We start from the raw sequence: 18082 nt of genomic DNA, 5'->3' as shown, positions 1-18082 counted from the left end.
ATGAGAAAATTAGCCATTTTGACATTTCAATCCCTAGATGGGGTAATGCAAGCTCCAAGTAGTCCCGAGGAAGATAAATCCAATGATTTTACAAAGGGTGGTTGGGCGAATCCATATTGGGATGAAGTGATGCGACAAGTGATGAAAGAGGCAATGGCAGAGCCTTATGATTTATTGTTAGGCCGAAAGACCTATGATATTTTTGCTTCTCACTTTCCAAATACCGCAGAAGAAAATCCGGTTGCTAAAAAACTCAACAATGCCTCAAAATACGTGGTCAGTTCTACATTGGATAAGCCATTGTGGAAGAACACAATCTACCTAAAAGGTAATATCAAAGAAGAACTTAAAAAACTTAAAGAAGATGAAGGACCTCTTCTTCAAGTTCACGGAAGCTGGGAATTAATCCAAGAACTATTAAAGCAAAATCTAATTGACGAGTTCAGGATTTGGACGTTTCCTGTGGTTCTAGGTAAGGGCAAACGTCTTTTCAATAATAATCCATTACCGCTGAATTTAGAGTTAATCAAATCAGAAAAATGTGGGAATGGTGTAGTAATGAATATTTATAAATCTAAACGCCAAGTGTGAAGCTAGACAAGTATGATTCTAGAACATAAAGACATTGAATTATTCGGAAAGCCTATTTTTTCATGGGTGGTTTTAACCACGCCCAACGAAACAGATGTGCCCCTACCTTCCGAAGCATGCGTTGCCTATATCTCAGAAGGTAATGGGCAAAGTCTTTTCGTTCAAGAGGGTGTGGACGCAACACCTGGCAACGTTATCGTTTCAGTGTGTGGTAGAACAGTTGGACACATGATAGCGAAACAAGAGCCCGGTAAAATGAGTGCTATCATTGCTCATTTTCATCAAGAACAACTTCAAAAGATTTACAAAAACTCCAAACCAAAACTATGGAACGAGTTGGAACAACCTGTTACGAAATTTACTGTTCAACAAGCGGCCACCAATCTAATCGTAGGATTTTTTGAAGGCATCGGAAATATCTTTAAAAACCAAGAGGCTATAACTGAAGATATTTTATGCCTTAAAGTTCAGGAGTTGATATTGCTGTTGCTTCAATCGGAAAGTTCGCCAGAAATACAATTGATAATCAACAGTCTGTTCTCGGACCGTATTTTCACTTTTAAGGAAACGGTAGATGCCTATCTCTTTACCCCCCTTTCCATCCAAAGCCTTGCGGTTTTGACCAATAAAAGCCTATCCTCATTCAAACGAGAGTTTAAAAGAGTTTATAGAACAACTCCAGGTGCTTATATTATAGATAAAAGATTGGAGCGCGTCGCTCAATTACTTTCCTCATCAGACGATTCAATCACCAATATAGGTTACGATTGTGGATTTAGTAGTTTGGAACACCTTTCAAGAAGCTTCAAATCCAAATATGGGGTGCCACCTTCCAAGTTCAGATTGGACCTTACAGTCAAACAATAGGGCTTCTGAAATAGATTAGCACACCTTAATTGCTTGATCTTTGTTGTAAAAAGAAGTGACAACATGAATTCAATTGATATTAGAACCAAACTGTCCGTACTTTGGATTTTTATTTTAATGAACCTGATTTTTCGTGATCTGCACGAATTCGCTTCAAAGGATTTTTTGGAAGAAGCATTGACCGGTCATGTCAATGGGGTGAAAATAACAGAGGGCCTTATGCTATTTGGCGGTGTGCTGGCAGAAATCCCTATAGCAATGGTAGTCCTTTCCTTGGTGTTGAAGAAAAAACTCAACCGTATTTTCAATCTGGTATCTGGTATTATCATCTTGGCATTTTTGATATTCAATATTCAAACTGCTGATACGGATGATTTCTTTTTTCTCTTCTTTGAAATCGCTGCCTCAATCTTTATAATTTGGACAGCTTTTAAATGGGAATCTAACAAAGCCTACCCCTATCCGAATTAATCAAATGAAAGCAGCAATTTGCTCAAAATATGGTCCACCAGAAGTCTTGAAGATTCAAGAAGTGGCGGCACCTGTCCCCAATGAAGAGGAAATTTTGGTCGAGGTAATGACCAGTACGGTAGCTGCCGCCGATTACAGGGTTAGGAGTTTTAAGGTGCCTATGCTTATGTGGTTACCGGCCCGATTGATGATGGGAATCACAAAACCAAAGCAGCAAATATTAGGAGCCGAATTTGCTGGTGTAGTGACTGCTTGTGGAAAAAGAGGAAGTCGTTTTAAGCCTGGCGACGAAGTGCTAGGTGCCTCATTGCCAAAATTTGGCGGATATGGTGAATACCTATGTGTCAATGAAAACGGCCCAATTGTAAAAAAACCTTCAAACATCAGTTGGTTAGAAGCAGCCGCAATTCCAATCGGTGCTAAAACAGCCTTATATTATTTAGATTTAGCTCAAGTTGAACCTGGTCAAAAGATTTTGATTTATGGAGCCTCGGGAAGCGTGGGCGTATATGCCATTCAACTAGCAAAGCTTAAAGGGCTTGAAGTTACAGCAGTTTGCAGCGCAAAAAACTTTAAAATGACCCATGATTTGGGTGCTGATTTTGCCATTGACTATACAACCAAAAACTGGCATGAGGACCTGCAGAGCTATGATCTATTCTTTCAGGCCGTGGACAAATGTTCATTTTCGATTGCAGAAAACACCATAAAACAAGGAGGTACTTATATCAACATATCAAAACCCATAGCAAGTTTGGGAATGATGGTGTCAAAACTCAAAAAGAAGATGAATCTCATCATGGCAAAAGACTTCTCCCAATCAAATGAAGATTTGAAATATTTGGTCGAATTGGTGAAAAGTGAACAATTGAACGTGGTGATTGATAGGATCTTTCCGCTAGATGATATTGTGAAGGCACATCAATATGTGGACAAAGGGCAAAAAAAAGGTAATGTAGTTGTGAAAATACATAACTTCTAGCCTTGTTAAATTAAGCAAAAAGTGTCCGTAAAAGAAAGCAAACCAAGACTATTTCAATTGATACGATATTCAGGAATTCCTGTTGCAGCGCGTTTCCTGACCGTGAATACGGAACCTTACTCAACGTTGAATGAGACCAGTATATTACTCTTTGTCCGACAAGGCCAATTAAAGTTGGATAATGGCAGCATATCACAAACCTACCATACTGGCGAGTGTATTTTATTGTTGCAATATTCCGATTTCAAAGCCAAACGTATTCTCGATAGAAACTCCGATATTTTCGAGGCACTTGCTTTTGTTTTTCCTGAACTGGGTACAGATCGCTTTAAACCGGAAAAGGACTCCGCACCATTTAAGGAAACTGCCCCACTTAAGTTTAAGACCAAGTCTTTAAGTGAACTCTTTGAAAAACTTTCAAATGAATTCTCCAAGGGCAAGAAGGTTGATACTCAAAAAGTCGATGCCCTAAGGAAAGTAGTACTTAGTAACGTACAAATGAATCATGAAAAATTCATCAGAGATTACTTTTCTAGTTCAAAACATCGCCTTGCATCCTTTCTTTTCAGGAACCTTACGACAAATATTACGCTTGAAGAGTTGGCACAAAAATATGGGGTGAGTACATCGGGGTTCTACAGAACCCTTGTTAAAGAAATGGGGCTTTCACCACATCAATGGATAAAGGACCAACGATTACATTATGCTAGATGCGAAATGCAGTTTCGCCAAAAAAAGGCTGCTGAGATGTATTTAGAATTGGGGTTTGAGGATTTGGCCCATTTCAGTAAAGAATTCAAAAAGAAGTTTGGGTACAACCCAAGCGATACCTATGAAAATGCCCAAATCGAACTTTTTGGTTCATAGCAATTGTTTGACCCAATTTGACAAGTGAGTTGTTGTGCTGTTTTGCATCTTGAAAGCTTAAACTATCTCGATGGGAAAAGCACAAAAAGAAAATGTTTCCAAAATCCGGAAGTACTTAATGAAAGGATTGTACCTCCTGACATTTATTGGTGTCGGGTATCAAGCTTGGGCAGAAGTAATTGCTCCAGAAACCCCTTTAGAAACGATTGATGGAATTGTCTACAGCTTTTGGGTGGCTTACGCTACGTTAATGGCATTAGGATTACGTTATCCCTTAAAAATGGTTCCATTACTCTTGTTACAGTTGTTTTACAAGGCAGTATGGATATTGGGAGTTTATCTACCGATGGAAAGGAATGAATTGGTCACAGAATCTGCTGAAGGTTTTTTAACAGTTTGTATTACGGCCATTATCCTCGATGTGCTTATCATTCCTTGGAAGTACGTCTACCATACTTTTCTAAAGAATCTGTTTAGGTTTAATCCTGATACTTAATGCGTCTTAGTACAAGCAATAGCTACATAAAGTCAATTCTTGCAGTTTTTATCATTATCCAAATAGGCTGCTCCCAAAAACGAAATGACGAATGGCAATTGATTTTTGAAACCGATAAGAATGGTCAGATTTCCTATGGCTCAAAAGATAATCTCATTGAATTGGTAAGAAAGGGGTATCCTGTTCGAATAGGTTGGGAAAGTATGGGCAAAACCTCAGTTGAACATACGATTGACGTCCGGTTTTTGACCGTAGCCAATGAAACCGAAGTGTTTGCAATGTTAGAGCCCTTTTGGGCACAACGACCCAACCTTAAGAGCGATACACTGTCCATCATACCTATAGCCAATGAAACCCATTGGATATTGAGCACCAATGGCTTGCGGAGCAGCATGATGGCGAACAAGGTAAATGACACCGTTATTAATTACGAACCCCAACTTTTCGGTTATCCTATTAAATGGTTTGTCAAAAAGTAGCACTATGAAGATAAAATTGTTAATGGTCTCGTCAATGCTTTTGGCAAGTTGCAATCAAACTATGAAGCATGATTCCAAAGAAACCGTCGCAACTACAAATGGGACTACAGATAAAATCAACAACCCAAAAAGCAAACCGAAAGTGAGTTTCACTTTTGACGATGGCATTACCACCGACCTTGCCACTTTTGAGTTTGAAGAGTGGAATCAAATGATCTTGGATGCCTTAGATGAGGCTGAACTCAATTCGACCTTCTTTGCTACTGGTTCAAACAAACTTGATGAAAAGGGAATCTCTTTGTTGGAGAGTTGGTCAAACAAAGGGCACCAAATAGCCAACCATACATTTACGCATCCCTATTTCAATAGTGACAAGAAAACAGTTGCCGATTTCGAAGAAGAACTTTTAAAAACCGACTCTGTAATCTCAAAGTACAGTACTTTTTCAAAGCTATTCCGATTCCCTTACCTGAAAGAGGGCAGTACCGAAGAAAAGGTTTTGGGATTTCGAGAAATTCTAAAGAAACACGGATATAAAAACGGTCATGTTACCATAGATGCGTCAGATTGGTATGTGAATTCGGAGTTGATAAAGTGTATTGATGAAGAAGGAATCAACAGCCCTAAAACTGCTAAGTACAAGGAATTCTATTTGCAGCATATTTTAGAGCGCGCAACCTATTACGAACAACTTTCTTTTGAGCTAACTGGGAGGCATATTGACCATACCTTGTTACTCCACCACAACCTTACCAGTGCGCTTTTTCTCCCGGATCTAATTCAAAGGTTCAAAGATGAGGGATGGGAACTGGTTGATAGTAGAAGAGCTTTTACGGATGAAGTATACAATTATGTTCCTGACATAACCCCAGCCGGGGAAAGTTTGATTTGGGCCATGGCCAAAGAAACGGGCATCTATGAAGAAAAATTAAGGTATCCCGCAGAGGATAGTCGCTATGAAAAACCAAAAATGGGGAAACTAGGGCTTTAACTCAAAAGATTGAATGTTTAACCAAAAAATACAAGATGGCAGTTTAATTGAAATGCCAGTTTAAAACTTACATGAGAATATGCATATTAATTATTTTTCTAACTGCTCAAACAGTTTCAGTAGCGCAGGAGAAAATAACGGACAACTTTCCACCACCAGAAAATCCAGTTGAAATAAAAGCTTTCAGAACTTCAACTAAAATAAATGTAGATGGCAAGTTAAATGAAGAGGATTGGCAAAAAGCAGAAGCTATCACAGACTTTTTTAGGGTTGAACCTGTTCAAGGTGGGCTGATTAAAAACAAAACCACAGTCAAGGTACTTTTTGATGATAAGAACCTATATTTTGGAGTTTTTGCCACAGACACTATGGGCAAAAAAGGTGTACGAATGCAGGACCTCAGACGTGATTTCAATAGAACGGAAAACGACGTCTTTGGAATTCAAATTGATGCCCAAAACACCAAGCAGTATGCAGCATCCTTTCAGACAACACCACATGGAAACCAATTGGATCTACAAAATTTCAATGGAAATAGTACCGATACGGATTGGAATGCTTTATGGAGTGTAAGAACCAACCGTACCAAAGAAGGTTACTACGCCGAATTTGCCATTCCATTTAAGTCTATTCGTTACGACAAACCCATTGCAGGAAAGGAAGTAGAATGGGGTATTACCTTTTATCGTTTGGCCCGAAAGGACTTTGAAAAAATAGTATTTCCGGCAATTCCCCAGTCCTTTTCAGAAAATAGGATGGTATATGCCGCCAAACTTATAGGGTTGGAAGTGCCTCCACCATCAGCAAATATCAGAATCGAGCCCTACGCCTTATATCAGTACGATGAAAACAGAACAGGCGATATGCTTACCACTAAACTTAATGAACCCAAGATAGGTGGCGATGTAAAGTGGGCCATGAACCCCAACGCTGTTTTAGACCTGACCATTAATACTGATTTTGCCCAGGCCGATGTGGACAGAGCCGTAAACAACTTAGAGCGTTTCAACATATTCTTCCCTGAACGTAGGCAGTTCTTTTTGGAAAATTCCGGTATTTGGGCAGGTTCGGGCAACTCCCAAGTAAGACCATTTTTTAGCCGTACCATTGGCTTGGAAAACACCTTTAATGCAGCTCCAGCTCCTCTGGATGCAGGAGCACGTTACACAGATAGAAATGAAAATCGAACGATTGCGGCATTGGCCGTTCGGCAGAGAGAAACCGATAATAGCCCGGGAAGCACCTTTGGGGTGGCTAGATATACTCAAAATTATGGTAAAGAGAACAATATTGGGGCCATGGTGACCTATCGTTTGGATGATTCTTCCACAGATTTGGCCATCGGCAACCGAAACAACACCACCATTTCCATTGACGGACTTATTCGACCAAAAAGTGAAACAACCTTCTCCTACCTATTGTCAACATCATTGGATAGTGAAGTATCCCAAACTGGATTTGCCGGACGTATCGGAATAAGCAAAAGGACCAATAAATATTTTCTGCGATACACCAATGCCTTTGTAAGCCAGAATTACACGCCAGACATGGGTTTTGTATTTCAAAAAGACGTAATGTACCATACTCCTGGGGCCTATGCTATTCTACGTCCAAAGTGGCTCCCTTTTATTCGTCGTTGGGATCCTGGTGCATACTTTTACTACTATCATGACTTTGAAGATTTTGGTAATTTCCAACAGTCCAGTCTTTATATCTTTCCCGTGTACACTTGGTTTAGAGATAACAGTTTTTTAGAGATTTCGTTTACCCCTACATGGCAGAATATCAATTTTGATTTTGCTCCATTAGGGTTACAAATTGAGCAAGATAATTATAGCTACACGCGTTATTTGGTGCGTTACAACTCTGACCAATCAAAGAAATTGTCGGGCTCTGCACGTTTTGAATTCGGAGACTTTTATAACGGAACCCGAAACACCTTGAATTTGGGCCTAAGGTACGCACCCTTACCGCATATTTCTTTTACCGCGGATTATGAAAGGAATAATCTCAATGGGATTGGAATTGACAATGAAAATTTAGATGCAGATTTATATACGGGAAGTATGCGCCTGGCACTTAACCCAAGGGTTCAGCTATCCACATTTTACCAATACAATAGTTTTAACGAACAGGGCAGATGGAATGTAAGGTTCAGTTGGGAGTACATGCCACTGTCCTTTATTTACTTGGTCTTTAATGATACCCAAACAGATATTTTCGACCCGATGCAGAGGAATACGCAGTTTATCAGCAAGATTACTTTTCTAAAGCAATTTTAATTATCGAAGATGATTTAAATGAGCTTTTCAGTTAAGTTCAAGAGCCAATACAACAAGCCATAGACCGATAAATTCCTGAAATTAATGTACATCAATGGATTGGTTTTGCAAAGGTTTGAAAACATATTGAATGAGCTTGAAAAACAACTTGAGCATTTGGAAGTAGACAACAAAGATGAATTGTTGATTTCTGAAAATGCAATCCGAGTGGTAAAACAAGCCTTGCATGATTTAAGAACCGAGATTTTGCAAAAAGGTTTCATAGATGAAAAAGAAGAGATTCAATTTTTTAAACACATCAAACCACAGGTTTATAGTAAGCTGATATACTATGTAAAACTTTTTAATGTAGAGAGCAAGAAACCCAGAGGAAGTAGAAAATCCCAGGTGAAATACCTTAACGAACATATTAGCCGATTGCAACTATTTTTCAATGACAACCTAGAGTTCTATCATTATTACAGAAGAAACTCCACAGCTTTTGACAAGCAGTATTTCGTGCGGGGTATGGCAGATATAAGATTGGCCATAGATTCTTATCACTTCTTCACCGATGAGGAATTTTCGACCAGCCATGATAGTGTTGTAGCCACCATTATGGCTTATGATATGTTAATCGTCCATTTAAAAAAAGAAATAGACAAAATTGAGAACAACCAATATATGGAAAACAATACCTCCCTTTACACAAATCTAAATACAAAGCTATTCTGGACTAGTAGTAAGACCGATTTAATCGAACTGATCTATGCTTTGCAAAGTTGTGGTGCAATAAATAGCGGAACAGCAGACCTAAAAGAAATTGCGCTCACATTTGAAAAAATTTTCAATGTCGAACTAGGGGACTATTATAGAACTTTTCTTGAGCTAAAGTCTCGAAAAACAGGCCAAACCAAATTTATTGATGTTCTAAAAAACTCCTTGGAAAGTAGGATTCAGGAGGGAGAAAAATAACCCAAGATGTCCCCAAGTTGGGTGTCATACTTGAGGACTCAAATTATTACAAATTTTAAAGTACTTCGCCTCCAAATACCGAACAAATCAATTCAAACTATTATGATAATTATGAATGTTAAAACTCACCCAGCTTGGGTGCGTCTTGTGAACAAAACCCAGTAATCGACTTCAAATTTGTAGAACGAAAGTCAAATCAGGTCAGGGGCTATCAGAATTCTTTGAAAGCAAGGCGATAGTCCCTATCTTTTAAATCGTTCTATTATGCCGACATCAATTATCACTACAGATGACCTTCGGGAATTCAAAATGGAATTGCTCGATGATATCAAAAATCTGCTTGCCAAACAATCCAAAGGAAGGTTGAAGAAATATCTAAAATCTTCTGAAGTGATGGATTTGCTTCAAGTAAGTCCAGGTACACTTCAAAACCTTCGTATCAATGGTACTTTGCCCTACACCAAAGTAGGTGGAATCATCTACTACGATGCCGAGGAAATTCAAAAAGTAATGGAAGCCAACCGTGTACACCATGGTCTAAATTCCTGAAAAGATGAACTACATAAAGCTACTTAATGCGGCTTTTGAAACGTTCTATTTTGATGACCGCCTAAATCCTACCCATATCAGTTTGTATATGGCGCTGTTTCAGGAATGGAACAGTAGCCGCTTTGCAGATGAATTCTATGTCAACCGCCGGGAGCTGATGCGCGTGGCGAAGATTGGTTCTAAATCTACTTATCATCGGTGCATTGTTGATTTAGATTCGTGGCTGTACCTATCCTACTTTCCATCCAATAATCCGTATAAAGGCAGTAAAATTAAGATGTCCATTATTGGTACAAGTGATGAACCAGCTACGGGACACTACAATCCCGTATTGGAACAGCTTGCGGAACAGCACTATCCCAGAGGTGTACCGCTTGAGGGACACCACCATCCCAAAAACGGACAGGCTGTGTACCAGCACCGTCCCACCAATGGACAAGCATTGGTATCTAATACAAACAATACCAAACAGGAAAACTTTATAAAACAGCCAAAGGACTGTCAGGCTGTTATTGATTTTTTTGAGGAAAAGAATTTTGATAATGCTGAAGCTGAAAAGTTCTACCAGCACTATGCCGACCGAAATTGGCAAACAGGTGATGCCGAACCAATTCGAGATTGGCGTGCTGTGGCCATCAACTGGATAGATAGAACTGAATTGTTTGAGAAAGAAAACAAAAATGAATCGTCCCAAATCAAGGACAACTTGCGAACCACTAAAAGCAAAGACTATGGACAACCCCTCTAAAATCACCGAAGGCGGCGTGGAATATTCACTGGGCAAGTTTGATGGAAAAAATATTGTTTACGATTTCCCTAAAATCTTGATTTATCTGAATGCCAAAGGCAAGCTGTTGTTTGGCAAAAAGTTTAGGATTTATGATGAAGACAAGGATATTCTGCTCAAACTTTGTTCCTACTTTATTCGTGATAAGGAAAACTGTGAGAAATATGAAATTGACATAGACAAAGGCATTTTACTTTCGGGACCCGTGGGTTGTGGTAAGACCAGTTTGATGAAGTTATTGCGCTATATCGTCCCTTTACAAAGACCATATGAAATGATTCCATGCCGGAACGTGACCTTTAGTTTTAACCACTTAGGATTTAAAACAGTTGAGGAATATGGTAACACCAAGTTTTATTGTTTTGATGACTTGGGCGTCGAACCCGCAGGCCGTTTTTACGGAAAGGACTTAAACGTAATGGGTGAAGTGCTATTATCTCGCTACGAGCTCTACCTAAATACCAAACGTAAAATCAAGACCCACGCCACCACCAATCTTAATGCTGCAGAACTGGAAGAACGATATGGCAACCGTGTTCGTAGCCGTATGCGAGAACTATTCAATCTGGTGGCCTTTGATAAGCGGGCTGGGGATAAGAGGAAGTAAAAGATTAACTATTCTTCCCAAATAATGCTTAGGGCTTTTCCTTTATAAGTAATACAATGTTCAAAAAACTTTCTTTGAACATCATCATCTTTAACGTAGTTGAAAATATCAACGGCCCAAATTTCTTCCTTTTTGAAAAGACTATCTGTTATATTTTCAAAATACTCGCCCATAACACTATTTGGTGCCACCTTGTTCTCATAAAGCAGATATTTATAGGGAAAATATTCACTACAATGTTTCCACTTGACCTGACCATTTTCACCATAGACAATCATAATATCGTGATTTCCAATATCAGCAAACCTAAATGCGCAGGCAGTCCGGCTAACTTTATACTCATCCTTTAAATAATCTATTAGCCCAATACTGAAGGGTTTGCGATAAATATCTTTCAAGAACCTTTCTTCTGGCATCAATAAACAGGAAGCAAAAAAATCTGCTTCCCTTTCAATTTGATTAAATTGCTTTTGGTTGGTTCTAGATGGATGTGGTTCTAAAAGTCCTTTTTTCAAACCAATTCTATGAGAATCTATGTAATAATGTCCAAGCTCGTGGGCCAAGGTAAACCTTCCCCTTGCGGAATCTGGCCTGTTTCCTAAATCAGTATTTAAGTGAATAAAAAATTTCCCGTTATCATAGAAAGTCATTCCATCGAAGGTATTCTTCCCATAGCTGTCATAAAACACGGCTAATCCTTCATCATCCAATATGCTGTTAAGTGGAGTAATTTTTTCTTTATATTCCAAAGCAATACTTTCTGCAAGTTCCTTTATGCTTGGTCTATTCTGAATCACTTGAGTCTTGGTTGTGTTTTCTTCGCATTTTATCAATGATATGCGGAGGCAAATCTTCTTTACCCTTTCGTGCAACCATCTTAAGGCTTTCAACTTCCCCAACTACATCTTCTTCAAACATTGTAATAACTTTTGGCTCTCTATAGAACGTATTGTTGATGATGGCAATTGGATTGATGGATTTATCATCCAATTTATAATCGTAATCTTCGTATAACTTGTTAAACCTGTCCAGTTCAATTTCATTTCCAGGATAAAGAAACCCGGTTGAACTTAACCAACTATCCAACTGTTCAATTTCTATAAGTTCTATTTTCTTAGGCTTGGCCATTCAAAATATCTAAATAGTTCGTAACGTGTTTATGTGCATCTCCGTAATAAGTATTCACGGATTTTTGGGTCAACGAGAGCTTTTCCCTAAGTAGCTTCGTAATGGTTCTGGGTACTTTTTTGCCTTGCTTCCGATAAGCTCGGTACGTAAAATAAATGATTCGATGTTTTTCAGATAATTGTGTAAGTGCCCTTTCTATGGTTTTAAGTTTCGCAACAACCACTCTTTTTGCCTCAGCATCGTCAGGCATTTCAAACTTTGCTAATAATTCGTCAGCATTTGTAACTAGACTTAAATCTTCTTCTTCAATAGGTTCTGCACAAGTGTTCCGCTCGCCATATTTTATTATTTGGGTGTATAAAATTGGATACATCCAAATGAGTATGCCCTTATCCAAATCTTTTGCCTTGGATTTGTTCTTATCAAAAGTGGGATACTTCCAAACCCTGGCAAATGTACAATGCGCTATCTCAAGAGCCACCACCTCATTATACCCATACTTGTTGCAATAAATCTCAGACTTACGCTTCAAATCTTTCTCAAATCTAAAACAGAATTGTACGAAAGCTTCCTGTGCCTCTTTAGGATATTCATCCTTAAAAGAAATATAATCGAGCAGTTCATCGCTCGGCAAATTTTCAAAATCTATGTCTTTATTAGTTTCTGTTTTCATTTATATACCAAAACGGATATATCCTATAAGGTATATGAGTGTGAGGCACCCACCACAACCTAAATATTAACATTAAAAAATTGGGGATTAATAACCAAGGGATTGCCAAATATAAAGAAAATCCCTACTAAAATTAAATACTGTGGCAAAAGATGTATCAGGTAAAAAATTCAACAGAATTCCTGAACACAAGAGAAAAGTAGGTGGCAAGACCATTACTGTCAAAGAGCACATCAGAAGCAATCGCAAAGACAGTAAAGGAAAGTAACGAGCGGAACTCCACAGCTCTGAATGGAGAGAATTTAAAAAGTCAGTCAATTTGTCATAATATATGCTCAAATCTGATTGGTGCAATAATTGCAAATAAAATGTTAAAAAATTATGAGTTTGGATAAAAGTAATTACCTGGCCGAAGTATTAGACACCCACAAAATGTCACATATTTCATCTCTACTGGATAAGTATAGAGAAAAAAGAAAAGAGATAAAGGAAGCAATTGAAGGCAAGTATGGAATTGACATATATAGCCCGTTAAACTCTGGTTCTTACGCCAAGCATACGGCGATAAATACAAAGTTCGATTTGGACGTCGCAATTCCTTTTAAAAAAGATTCTTTTTCTACCCTCGAAGAAATGTTCGAGGATATTTTTGATTTTCTGTACGAAAAATATTCTTCTGAAGCTACCGTCAGAAAACAAAAGGTATCAATTGGTATTGAGTTTTTTGCCGATGAAGATGGCGATGTTGTAAGTGTCGATATTGTACCTGGGCGAGAATTAAACAAAGACCAGTATTATGACGACTATAAACTGAATCTATATGTAAATTCTAAATATGGTCTTATTTCTGAAAAGACTTACCTCCAAACCAATATCAAGGCCCAAATAGACCATATTAAAAATAAGGAAAATGAAAGGAAAATAATAAGGCTCTTAAAAATATGGAAGTCTTCAAATAATGAGGATTATAAATCTTTTCTGTTTGAACTTATCACCATTAAGGCTTTTGAAAAAGAAAACATCATCGGAAATCTATGGGAAAAATTAAAAGCTGTAATGAAATACATAAGGGATAACATAACCAAAGATGATTTTTCGCTTAAGGACCCAGGAAATAGTGGCAATGATGTTGCCGATACGCTTGAGTCTTGGCAAAAGGAAAATCTATCCAACAAAATGAATAATATGCTTGATAGAATCGACGAGAATGAAGATAACTTAAAAGTATATTTTCCGATCAATGAGGCCTTTGAAGAGGAAGAAGACGAGAATAAAGGTGGTTATGGTGTAAAAGAAGGAGCTAGTACCTTTTCGATTCCAACTCAAAATCAGCGATTTGGTTAATGAAACAAAGCAGAATCAAAAGAGTTGAAAAAACCATTGAGACCATTCCGTATGTTTCAATTGTGGAGGCATTTTCTGAAAATGACACTAATATCGAAGGTGTTATATCTATAAACCTTGAAGGTCTAGATTCACCACTAGAATTCAATGTTGCAATTTACCCACAGTACCCTTTTAAAAGTCACGAATCAGAAACGATAAAATTCTTCAATGCTGATTTATTGGAGTATAATCACGTTATGGGAGATGGAGTGATATGCATTCATACATCAAGTAGTCCTATTATTGAGAAGAAGTTACTAATAGATTTTGAGTCCCTTAAAAACTGGATTATAAAATATTATCTGAATAAAGATAATGACAACCATTATGAACATCTGATAGTTCCAGAATCTACTGTTAACAATGAAATATATGCATTTTCATTTACTGAAGTTGACTACAAATTTTCAAAAGGGGAATATGGCTTTGTAAACTTAACATTCCTATCAACGGGAAAGTACCGCGAAACAAAAATAAACAACTACATAACCCAAGGTTTTGTAAATGCTTTTGGAGACAACCTTGCCTTCTGTAAATGGAATGAGGCTTATAAAAAAAGTGAAAATTACAGTCACGGAATTTTCGTCTTCTTGGAAGAAGCGCCTGCAAAGCACAAAAGATTTATACTCACAGACTGGCTAGACTTTTCAGAATTACTAAGCGATGAATTTTTAAAGTTTCTTCATAATTGCGAGAAAGAATATCTCAAGAAGAAGAGAAAAGGACAATATATACCACTTTACTTGGGGTATAAAATTTCAGACACCGAAATTCATTGGCAAGCAGCGATGATTGAAATCGGAAACTTCCCAATCGCTGGAGTCAAGGAAAATCAAAAATGGTACAGTTGTTTATTAGAGCAAGAAGCCAAGTGGGCGCTTACTAGAAATGCATCTTATAAATATTTTTTTGGGAGAGGTAAGTTTACCGATGCAATAGCTGATAAAAAGATTTTAATAATTGGATTAGGTGCAATTGGGAGTATTGTTGCTAAAACATTAGTAAGATGTGGGTGCAAGAAAATTGATTTAACGGATTATGATAGAAAAGAACCTGAAAATATATGTCGCTCAGAATATGAGTTTTTGCCAGGAGTATCACATAAAGTCGAAGAGCTAAGCAATCATCTTTATCACGTTTCACCATTTGTTCACATAAACCACATTAATCAAACATATTTTGAAATAGTCTCAAAAGCTTTATTTGATGAGCCAAAAGCAAAAAAAGAGCTGGAGGACTTCTTGAATTCATATGATATCATTTTTGATTGTTCAACGGATAACGATTTAATGTACATTTTAAATTCTCTGTCTTTGAATAATGAATTGATAAATCTTTCTGTCACAAACCACTCTAAGGATTTGGTATGTGCATTTTATCCTAACATTTACAACTTTGTAACAAATCAGTTTTCGAAAGTACTAGAAAATGATATTAAAGATTTGTACAATCCCACAGGTTGCTGGAGCCCTACATTTAAAGCGTCATATAATGACATCAGCTCTCTAGTTCAATATGCCTTAAAACAGATAAACCTAATTTTCGAAGAAAAATCGAAGAGGAACAACTTTGTAATATCTAGCGATATTGAAGACGGCTATCAATTAAAACTAAAGCAATATTGATATTTTTCAACCAACATAAAAATGTAAAAGTGGTGTTTCCGGACCACCTACTTCAGGAAATTGGAGTTTATGGAACCAAATCATACCCCAAAGAATTTGGAGGAATTTTAATTGGAGAATACACAGAAGATTTTAAGACATTAAATGTAAGAGATACAATCCTGCCCAAAAAGTACAAAGGCGAACGAAATAGTTTTGAAAGAAGTATAACGGGCTTGGTTGAATATCTCAAAAGAATCTACCACTCAAACCCCAGTCAATATTATGTTGGTGAGTGGCACACTCATCCTGACGGCTCAACTCATTACAGCAATACAGATTTGAATTCAATGATAGAGATTGTTGATTGCAGAACCGTTAATATCAAAAACCCTGTGCTACTAATTTTGAGCGTTAATCAGTCAAAAGTGGAAGATTTCACCCTGTACCTATATGACAATAAAAAACTTCTAAAATATGAATAAAATGGACCTAAAGTCATTGTTTTCTGGTCTTCAGAATCAAATGACAACCCAACTGAATACGAATAGAGACTTTATTTTGCATCCAGGTTCGAAAGGAGACGCATTGGAAAATGCTTGGATAGAGTGGTTGCAAAAGTACCTGCCGAATAGGTATAGTGTAGATAAAGCCATAGTTATTGATTCTGATGGATACACAAGTCATCAAATGGATATCGTAATCTATGATAATTGGTACACACCTTTTATTTTTTCACAAAACGGATTTCATTATATACCAGCCGAAGGTGTTTATGCAGTCTTTGAGGTAAAGCCAGATATTCAAGGAAACGTTGCAGAGAAAACTTACATTGAATACGCAGCAGAAAAAATCGAAAGTGTGAGAAAGCTAAAAAGAACTAGCACTAATATGATTAATTCTGGAAGAAGGTATGACCCGCGACCATTGACAAAAATTGTGGGAGGTATTCTAGCAAGCACAAATACATTTACCCATTCCAATAATACCACAATAAAATCTCATCTTAGAAAGCATACAGGCTTAAAAGGTATTGACTTGGGGTGTATAGCAGATTATGGCTCTTTTGTCGTTGACTATGAACCCAATAAAGAGATTAAAGAGCTAGGCAACGACAAATTTGTAGAATACTATGAAAACAGAAGTGTCAAGGAAATTCGTTTTAGCAAATCAGAAAATTCCTTGATTACATTTTTTTTACAGCTAACTAGATATCTACAGCAAGCAATTGGAACTGTACCCGCAATTGATTTAAAAGTTTATTTGAATAAAATAGGAGAAAAATTAGATGAAGAAATCTGATAAAGAAACAATCGAAACAGGTGCTCTAGTTGGTGGTATTTTAGGAATGATTATCAATATTTCTGAGCAAAACAAGGGAAAACAGCTCAATCCCAATAAGAACTTCGATTTTCAATCTTTAGTAATAGCTGGTGCCATAGGCGCCATTATTGGAATCGCGAGTTTTAAATTAATTAAATTCTTTTCTACAGTTTTTCGTACCAAAAAAGAGATTTTAAATAATGCCGATGAAATAAGTTATCTGGGGTCAGTTTTAAAGTCTTATCAACCGGATGAAATAGATTCTCTTGTACTATTAAAAGGAAAGAAAATTAGAAATGCAATAAATCGAAAGTTTGATTCAGATTTGTTGGGAAGAGCCAGCTATCAAGGCTCTGTAGAGCAAGGCACGGCATTAAGCGGGTTGTCAGATTTGGATATTCTTGTAAAATTCAAAAAGACAAGTTTTCACAACGAACGTGAAATGTTCGATGCAATCCATGATTTTTTCAAATATGAGTTCAAAGATGATGATTTGTTAAAAGTCCGTGAACAGAAGGTATCAATCGGTTTGACTTTTAACATTGATGGATACAGAGAAACGATAGACATTGTACCTGCATTGAGAACTGATTTTATTCGTGGTAAGAATGATTATAATTTATTCAAGAATCCTAAACTCGTTGATGGTAGTAAAAAAATAAAAATGAACCCCTATAAACAGAGAGACTTCGGCAATTATGAAGAACACAAAAAAGATGTCATAGGACTAATTAAAGTTTTAAGAGCTAAAGAAGAATTACCTCTGAAATCATTTTTAATAAAAGAGCTAACAAAAAAGGCATTCGATAGAGGTAATATCCCAAGAGGATTGAACGATAAGTTAATAATGACTCTAAAATATATAAGAGATAATATAAAAACTATCAAACTAAAATCACCTGACAACCCGTGGGTTTCTCTTTCGGATACAATTACGGCTCAAGAAAAAGAGAGAATTTATAAAGCACTTGATAAAGTACTTGTTTTAATTCAAGAAGATAAGGACTATGTTCTTGAGTATTTTCCAGAAAAGTCATTGTAATAA

General features: G+C 37.1%; 22 protein-coding genes. 19 read left to right on the top strand and 3 right to left on the bottom strand.

Going from position 1 to position 18082, the window contains the following annotated elements; genetic code table 11:
• The 13 genes from ACOKFD_RS14970 (at window position 1) to ACOKFD_RS14910 (ending at window position 10923) form a co-directional block, all read left to right on the top strand.
• Entirely contained in the window at window positions 1-591 is a 591-nt protein-coding gene (locus tag ACOKFD_RS14970; protein WP_422858648.1) for a dihydrofolate reductase family protein, read from the top strand.
• 12 nt (window positions 592-603) lie between these two features.
• Window positions 604-1458, top strand: a complete 855-nt coding sequence (locus ACOKFD_RS14965; protein ID WP_422858647.1) for a helix-turn-helix transcriptional regulator — start codon at window positions 604-606, stop codon at window positions 1456-1458.
• Between the two features lie 63 nt (window positions 1459-1521).
• Entirely contained in the window at window positions 1522-1929 is a 408-nt protein-coding gene (locus tag ACOKFD_RS14960) for a DUF6326 family protein (RefSeq protein WP_422858646.1), read from the top strand.
• Window positions 1930-1933: 4 nt separating this feature from the next.
• Window positions 1934-2911, top strand: coding sequence for an NAD(P)-dependent alcohol dehydrogenase (locus ACOKFD_RS14955; RefSeq protein WP_422858645.1), 978 nt, complete (start codon window positions 1934-1936; stop codon window positions 2909-2911).
• Between the two features lie 21 nt (window positions 2912-2932).
• Window positions 2933-3778 (top strand): helix-turn-helix transcriptional regulator, encoded by an 846-nt coding sequence (locus tag ACOKFD_RS14950; protein WP_422858644.1) that lies wholly within the window; start codon window positions 2933-2935, stop codon window positions 3776-3778.
• A 70-nt stretch (window positions 3779-3848) separates the two neighbouring features.
• Complete coding sequence (locus ACOKFD_RS14945; RefSeq protein ID WP_422858643.1) at window positions 3849-4274, top strand: hypothetical protein; 426 nt, start codon at window positions 3849-3851, stop codon at window positions 4272-4274.
• Window positions 4274-4753, top strand: coding sequence for a hypothetical protein (locus ACOKFD_RS14940; protein ID WP_422858642.1), 480 nt, complete (start codon window positions 4274-4276; stop codon window positions 4751-4753). The genes ACOKFD_RS14945 and ACOKFD_RS14940 overlap by 1 nt, the downstream gene beginning before the upstream one ends.
• A gap of 4 nt (window positions 4754-4757) precedes the next feature.
• Entirely contained in the window at window positions 4758-5744 is a 987-nt protein-coding gene (locus ACOKFD_RS14935; RefSeq protein WP_422858641.1) for a polysaccharide deacetylase family protein, read from the top strand.
• A gap of 71 nt (window positions 5745-5815) precedes the next feature.
• Window positions 5816-8026, top strand: a complete 2211-nt coding sequence (locus ACOKFD_RS14930; RefSeq protein ID WP_422858640.1) for a DUF5916 domain-containing protein — start codon at window positions 5816-5818, stop codon at window positions 8024-8026.
• 84 nt (window positions 8027-8110) lie between these two features.
• On the top strand, window positions 8111-8980 hold the full coding sequence (locus ACOKFD_RS14925; protein WP_422858639.1) for an RteC domain-containing protein: 870 nt from the start codon (window positions 8111-8113) through the stop codon (window positions 8978-8980).
• 264 nt (window positions 8981-9244) lie between these two features.
• The gene (locus tag ACOKFD_RS14920; RefSeq protein ID WP_422858638.1) at window positions 9245-9529 is read left to right on the top strand and encodes a helix-turn-helix domain-containing protein; all 285 of its coding nucleotides are present in this window, start codon (window positions 9245-9247) and stop codon (window positions 9527-9529) included.
• A 4-nt stretch (window positions 9530-9533) separates the two neighbouring features.
• Window positions 9534-10277: a hypothetical protein gene (locus ACOKFD_RS14915; RefSeq protein WP_422858637.1), complete on the top strand. Its 744-nt coding sequence runs from the start codon at window positions 9534-9536 to the stop codon at window positions 10275-10277.
• The gene (locus ACOKFD_RS14910; protein ID WP_422858636.1) at window positions 10261-10923 is read left to right on the top strand and encodes an ATPase; all 663 of its coding nucleotides are present in this window, start codon (window positions 10261-10263) and stop codon (window positions 10921-10923) included. The genes ACOKFD_RS14915 and ACOKFD_RS14910 overlap by 17 nt, the downstream gene beginning before the upstream one ends.
• 8 nt (window positions 10924-10931) lie before the next feature.
• On the opposite strand, the gene ACOKFD_RS14905 is transcribed toward ACOKFD_RS14910, so the two are convergent.
• From ACOKFD_RS14905 to ACOKFD_RS14895, 3 genes are read right to left on the bottom strand one after another with little or no spacing between them, the layout of a single operon-like run.
• Window positions 10932-11720 carry an ImmA/IrrE family metallo-endopeptidase gene (locus ACOKFD_RS14905; protein ID WP_422858635.1) on the bottom strand — a complete coding sequence of 263 codons (789 nt, stop codon included), beginning with the start codon at window positions 11718-11720 and terminating at the stop codon, window positions 10932-10934.
• Complete coding sequence (locus ACOKFD_RS14900) at window positions 11707-12051, bottom strand: hypothetical protein (RefSeq protein ID WP_422858634.1); 345 nt, start codon at window positions 12049-12051, stop codon at window positions 11707-11709. The genes ACOKFD_RS14905 and ACOKFD_RS14900 overlap by 14 nt, the downstream gene beginning before the upstream one ends.
• Window positions 12038-12724, bottom strand: coding sequence for an RNA polymerase subunit sigma (locus ACOKFD_RS14895; RefSeq protein WP_422858633.1), 687 nt, complete (start codon window positions 12722-12724; stop codon window positions 12038-12040). The genes ACOKFD_RS14900 and ACOKFD_RS14895 overlap by 14 nt, the downstream gene beginning before the upstream one ends.
• A gap of 142 nt (window positions 12725-12866) precedes the next feature.
• On the opposite strand from ACOKFD_RS14895, the gene ACOKFD_RS14890 reads away from it, so the two are divergent.
• From ACOKFD_RS14890 to ACOKFD_RS14865, 6 genes are all read left to right on the top strand, one after another.
• Window positions 12867-12992, top strand: coding sequence for a hypothetical protein (locus ACOKFD_RS14890; protein ID WP_422858632.1), 126 nt, complete (start codon window positions 12867-12869; stop codon window positions 12990-12992).
• 113 nt (window positions 12993-13105) lie between these two features.
• Window positions 13106-14068, top strand: coding sequence for a nucleotidyltransferase (locus tag ACOKFD_RS14885; protein WP_422858631.1), 963 nt, complete (start codon window positions 13106-13108; stop codon window positions 14066-14068).
• Window positions 14068-15735, top strand: coding sequence for a ThiF family adenylyltransferase (locus ACOKFD_RS14880; protein ID WP_422858630.1), 1668 nt, complete (start codon window positions 14068-14070; stop codon window positions 15733-15735). Before ACOKFD_RS14885 ends, ACOKFD_RS14880 begins: the two co-directional genes overlap by 1 nt.
• On the top strand, window positions 15732-16199 hold the full coding sequence (locus tag ACOKFD_RS14875; RefSeq protein WP_422858629.1) for a Mov34/MPN/PAD-1 family protein: 468 nt from the start codon (window positions 15732-15734) through the stop codon (window positions 16197-16199). Before ACOKFD_RS14880 ends, ACOKFD_RS14875 begins: the two co-directional genes overlap by 4 nt.
• Before the next feature lies 1 nt (window position 16200).
• Complete coding sequence (locus ACOKFD_RS14870; RefSeq protein WP_422858628.1) at window positions 16201-17016, top strand: DUF6602 domain-containing protein; 816 nt, start codon at window positions 16201-16203, stop codon at window positions 17014-17016.
• The gene (locus ACOKFD_RS14865) at window positions 17003-18079 is read left to right on the top strand and encodes a hypothetical protein (RefSeq protein WP_422858627.1); all 1077 of its coding nucleotides are present in this window, start codon (window positions 17003-17005) and stop codon (window positions 18077-18079) included. Before ACOKFD_RS14870 ends, ACOKFD_RS14865 begins: the two co-directional genes overlap by 14 nt.
• Window positions 18080-18082 lie beyond the last annotated feature (3 nt).

It is taken from the genome of Flagellimonas ulvae (assembly GCF_049333175.1).
Lineage (GTDB): Bacteria > Bacteroidota > Bacteroidia > Flavobacteriales > Flavobacteriaceae > Flagellimonas.
Note: the sequence above shows the minus strand (reverse complement) of the source record. Positions and strands in the feature narration are given on the sequence as shown.

What these genes read in the sequence shown, in the direction of transcription:
- ACOKFD_RS14970 (WP_422858648.1), top strand. Translation starts at nt 1, where the DNA reads ATGAGAAAATTAGCCATTTTGACATTTCAATCCCTAGATGGGGTAATG.
- ACOKFD_RS14965 (WP_422858647.1), top strand. Translation starts at nt 604, where the DNA reads ATGATTCTAGAACATAAAGACATTGAATTATTCGGAAAGCCTATTTTT.
- ACOKFD_RS14960 (WP_422858646.1), top strand. Translation starts at nt 1,522, where the DNA reads ATGAATTCAATTGATATTAGAACCAAACTGTCCGTACTTTGGATTTTT.
- ACOKFD_RS14955 (WP_422858645.1), top strand. Translation starts at nt 1,934, where the DNA reads ATGAAAGCAGCAATTTGCTCAAAATATGGTCCACCAGAAGTCTTGAAG.
- ACOKFD_RS14945 (WP_422858643.1), top strand. Translation starts at nt 3,849, where the DNA reads ATGGGAAAAGCACAAAAAGAAAATGTTTCCAAAATCCGGAAGTACTTA.
- ACOKFD_RS14940 (WP_422858642.1), top strand. Translation starts at nt 4,274, where the DNA reads ATGCGTCTTAGTACAAGCAATAGCTACATAAAGTCAATTCTTGCAGTT.
- ACOKFD_RS14935 (WP_422858641.1), top strand. Translation starts at nt 4,758, where the DNA reads ATGAAGATAAAATTGTTAATGGTCTCGTCAATGCTTTTGGCAAGTTGC.
- ACOKFD_RS14930 (WP_422858640.1), top strand. Translation starts at nt 5,816, where the DNA reads ATGAGAATATGCATATTAATTATTTTTCTAACTGCTCAAACAGTTTCA.
- ACOKFD_RS14925 (WP_422858639.1), top strand. Translation starts at nt 8,111, where the DNA reads ATGTACATCAATGGATTGGTTTTGCAAAGGTTTGAAAACATATTGAAT.
- ACOKFD_RS14920 (WP_422858638.1), top strand. Translation starts at nt 9,245, where the DNA reads ATGCCGACATCAATTATCACTACAGATGACCTTCGGGAATTCAAAATG.
- ACOKFD_RS14915 (WP_422858637.1), top strand. Translation starts at nt 9,534, where the DNA reads ATGAACTACATAAAGCTACTTAATGCGGCTTTTGAAACGTTCTATTTT.
- ACOKFD_RS14910 (WP_422858636.1), top strand. Translation starts at nt 10,261, where the DNA reads ATGGACAACCCCTCTAAAATCACCGAAGGCGGCGTGGAATATTCACTG.
- ACOKFD_RS14900 (WP_422858634.1), bottom strand. Translation starts at nt 12,051, where the DNA reads ATGGCCAAGCCTAAGAAAATAGAACTTATAGAAATTGAACAGTTGGAT.
- ACOKFD_RS14895 (WP_422858633.1), bottom strand. Translation starts at nt 12,724, where the DNA reads ATGAAAACAGAAACTAATAAAGACATAGATTTTGAAAATTTGCCGAGC.
- ACOKFD_RS14885 (WP_422858631.1), top strand. Translation starts at nt 13,106, where the DNA reads ATGAGTTTGGATAAAAGTAATTACCTGGCCGAAGTATTAGACACCCAC.
- ACOKFD_RS14880 (WP_422858630.1), top strand. Translation starts at nt 14,068, where the DNA reads ATGAAACAAAGCAGAATCAAAAGAGTTGAAAAAACCATTGAGACCATT.
- ACOKFD_RS14870 (WP_422858628.1), top strand. Translation starts at nt 16,201, where the DNA reads ATGGACCTAAAGTCATTGTTTTCTGGTCTTCAGAATCAAATGACAACC.
- ACOKFD_RS14865 (WP_422858627.1), top strand. Translation starts at nt 17,003, where the DNA reads ATGAAGAAATCTGATAAAGAAACAATCGAAACAGGTGCTCTAGTTGGT.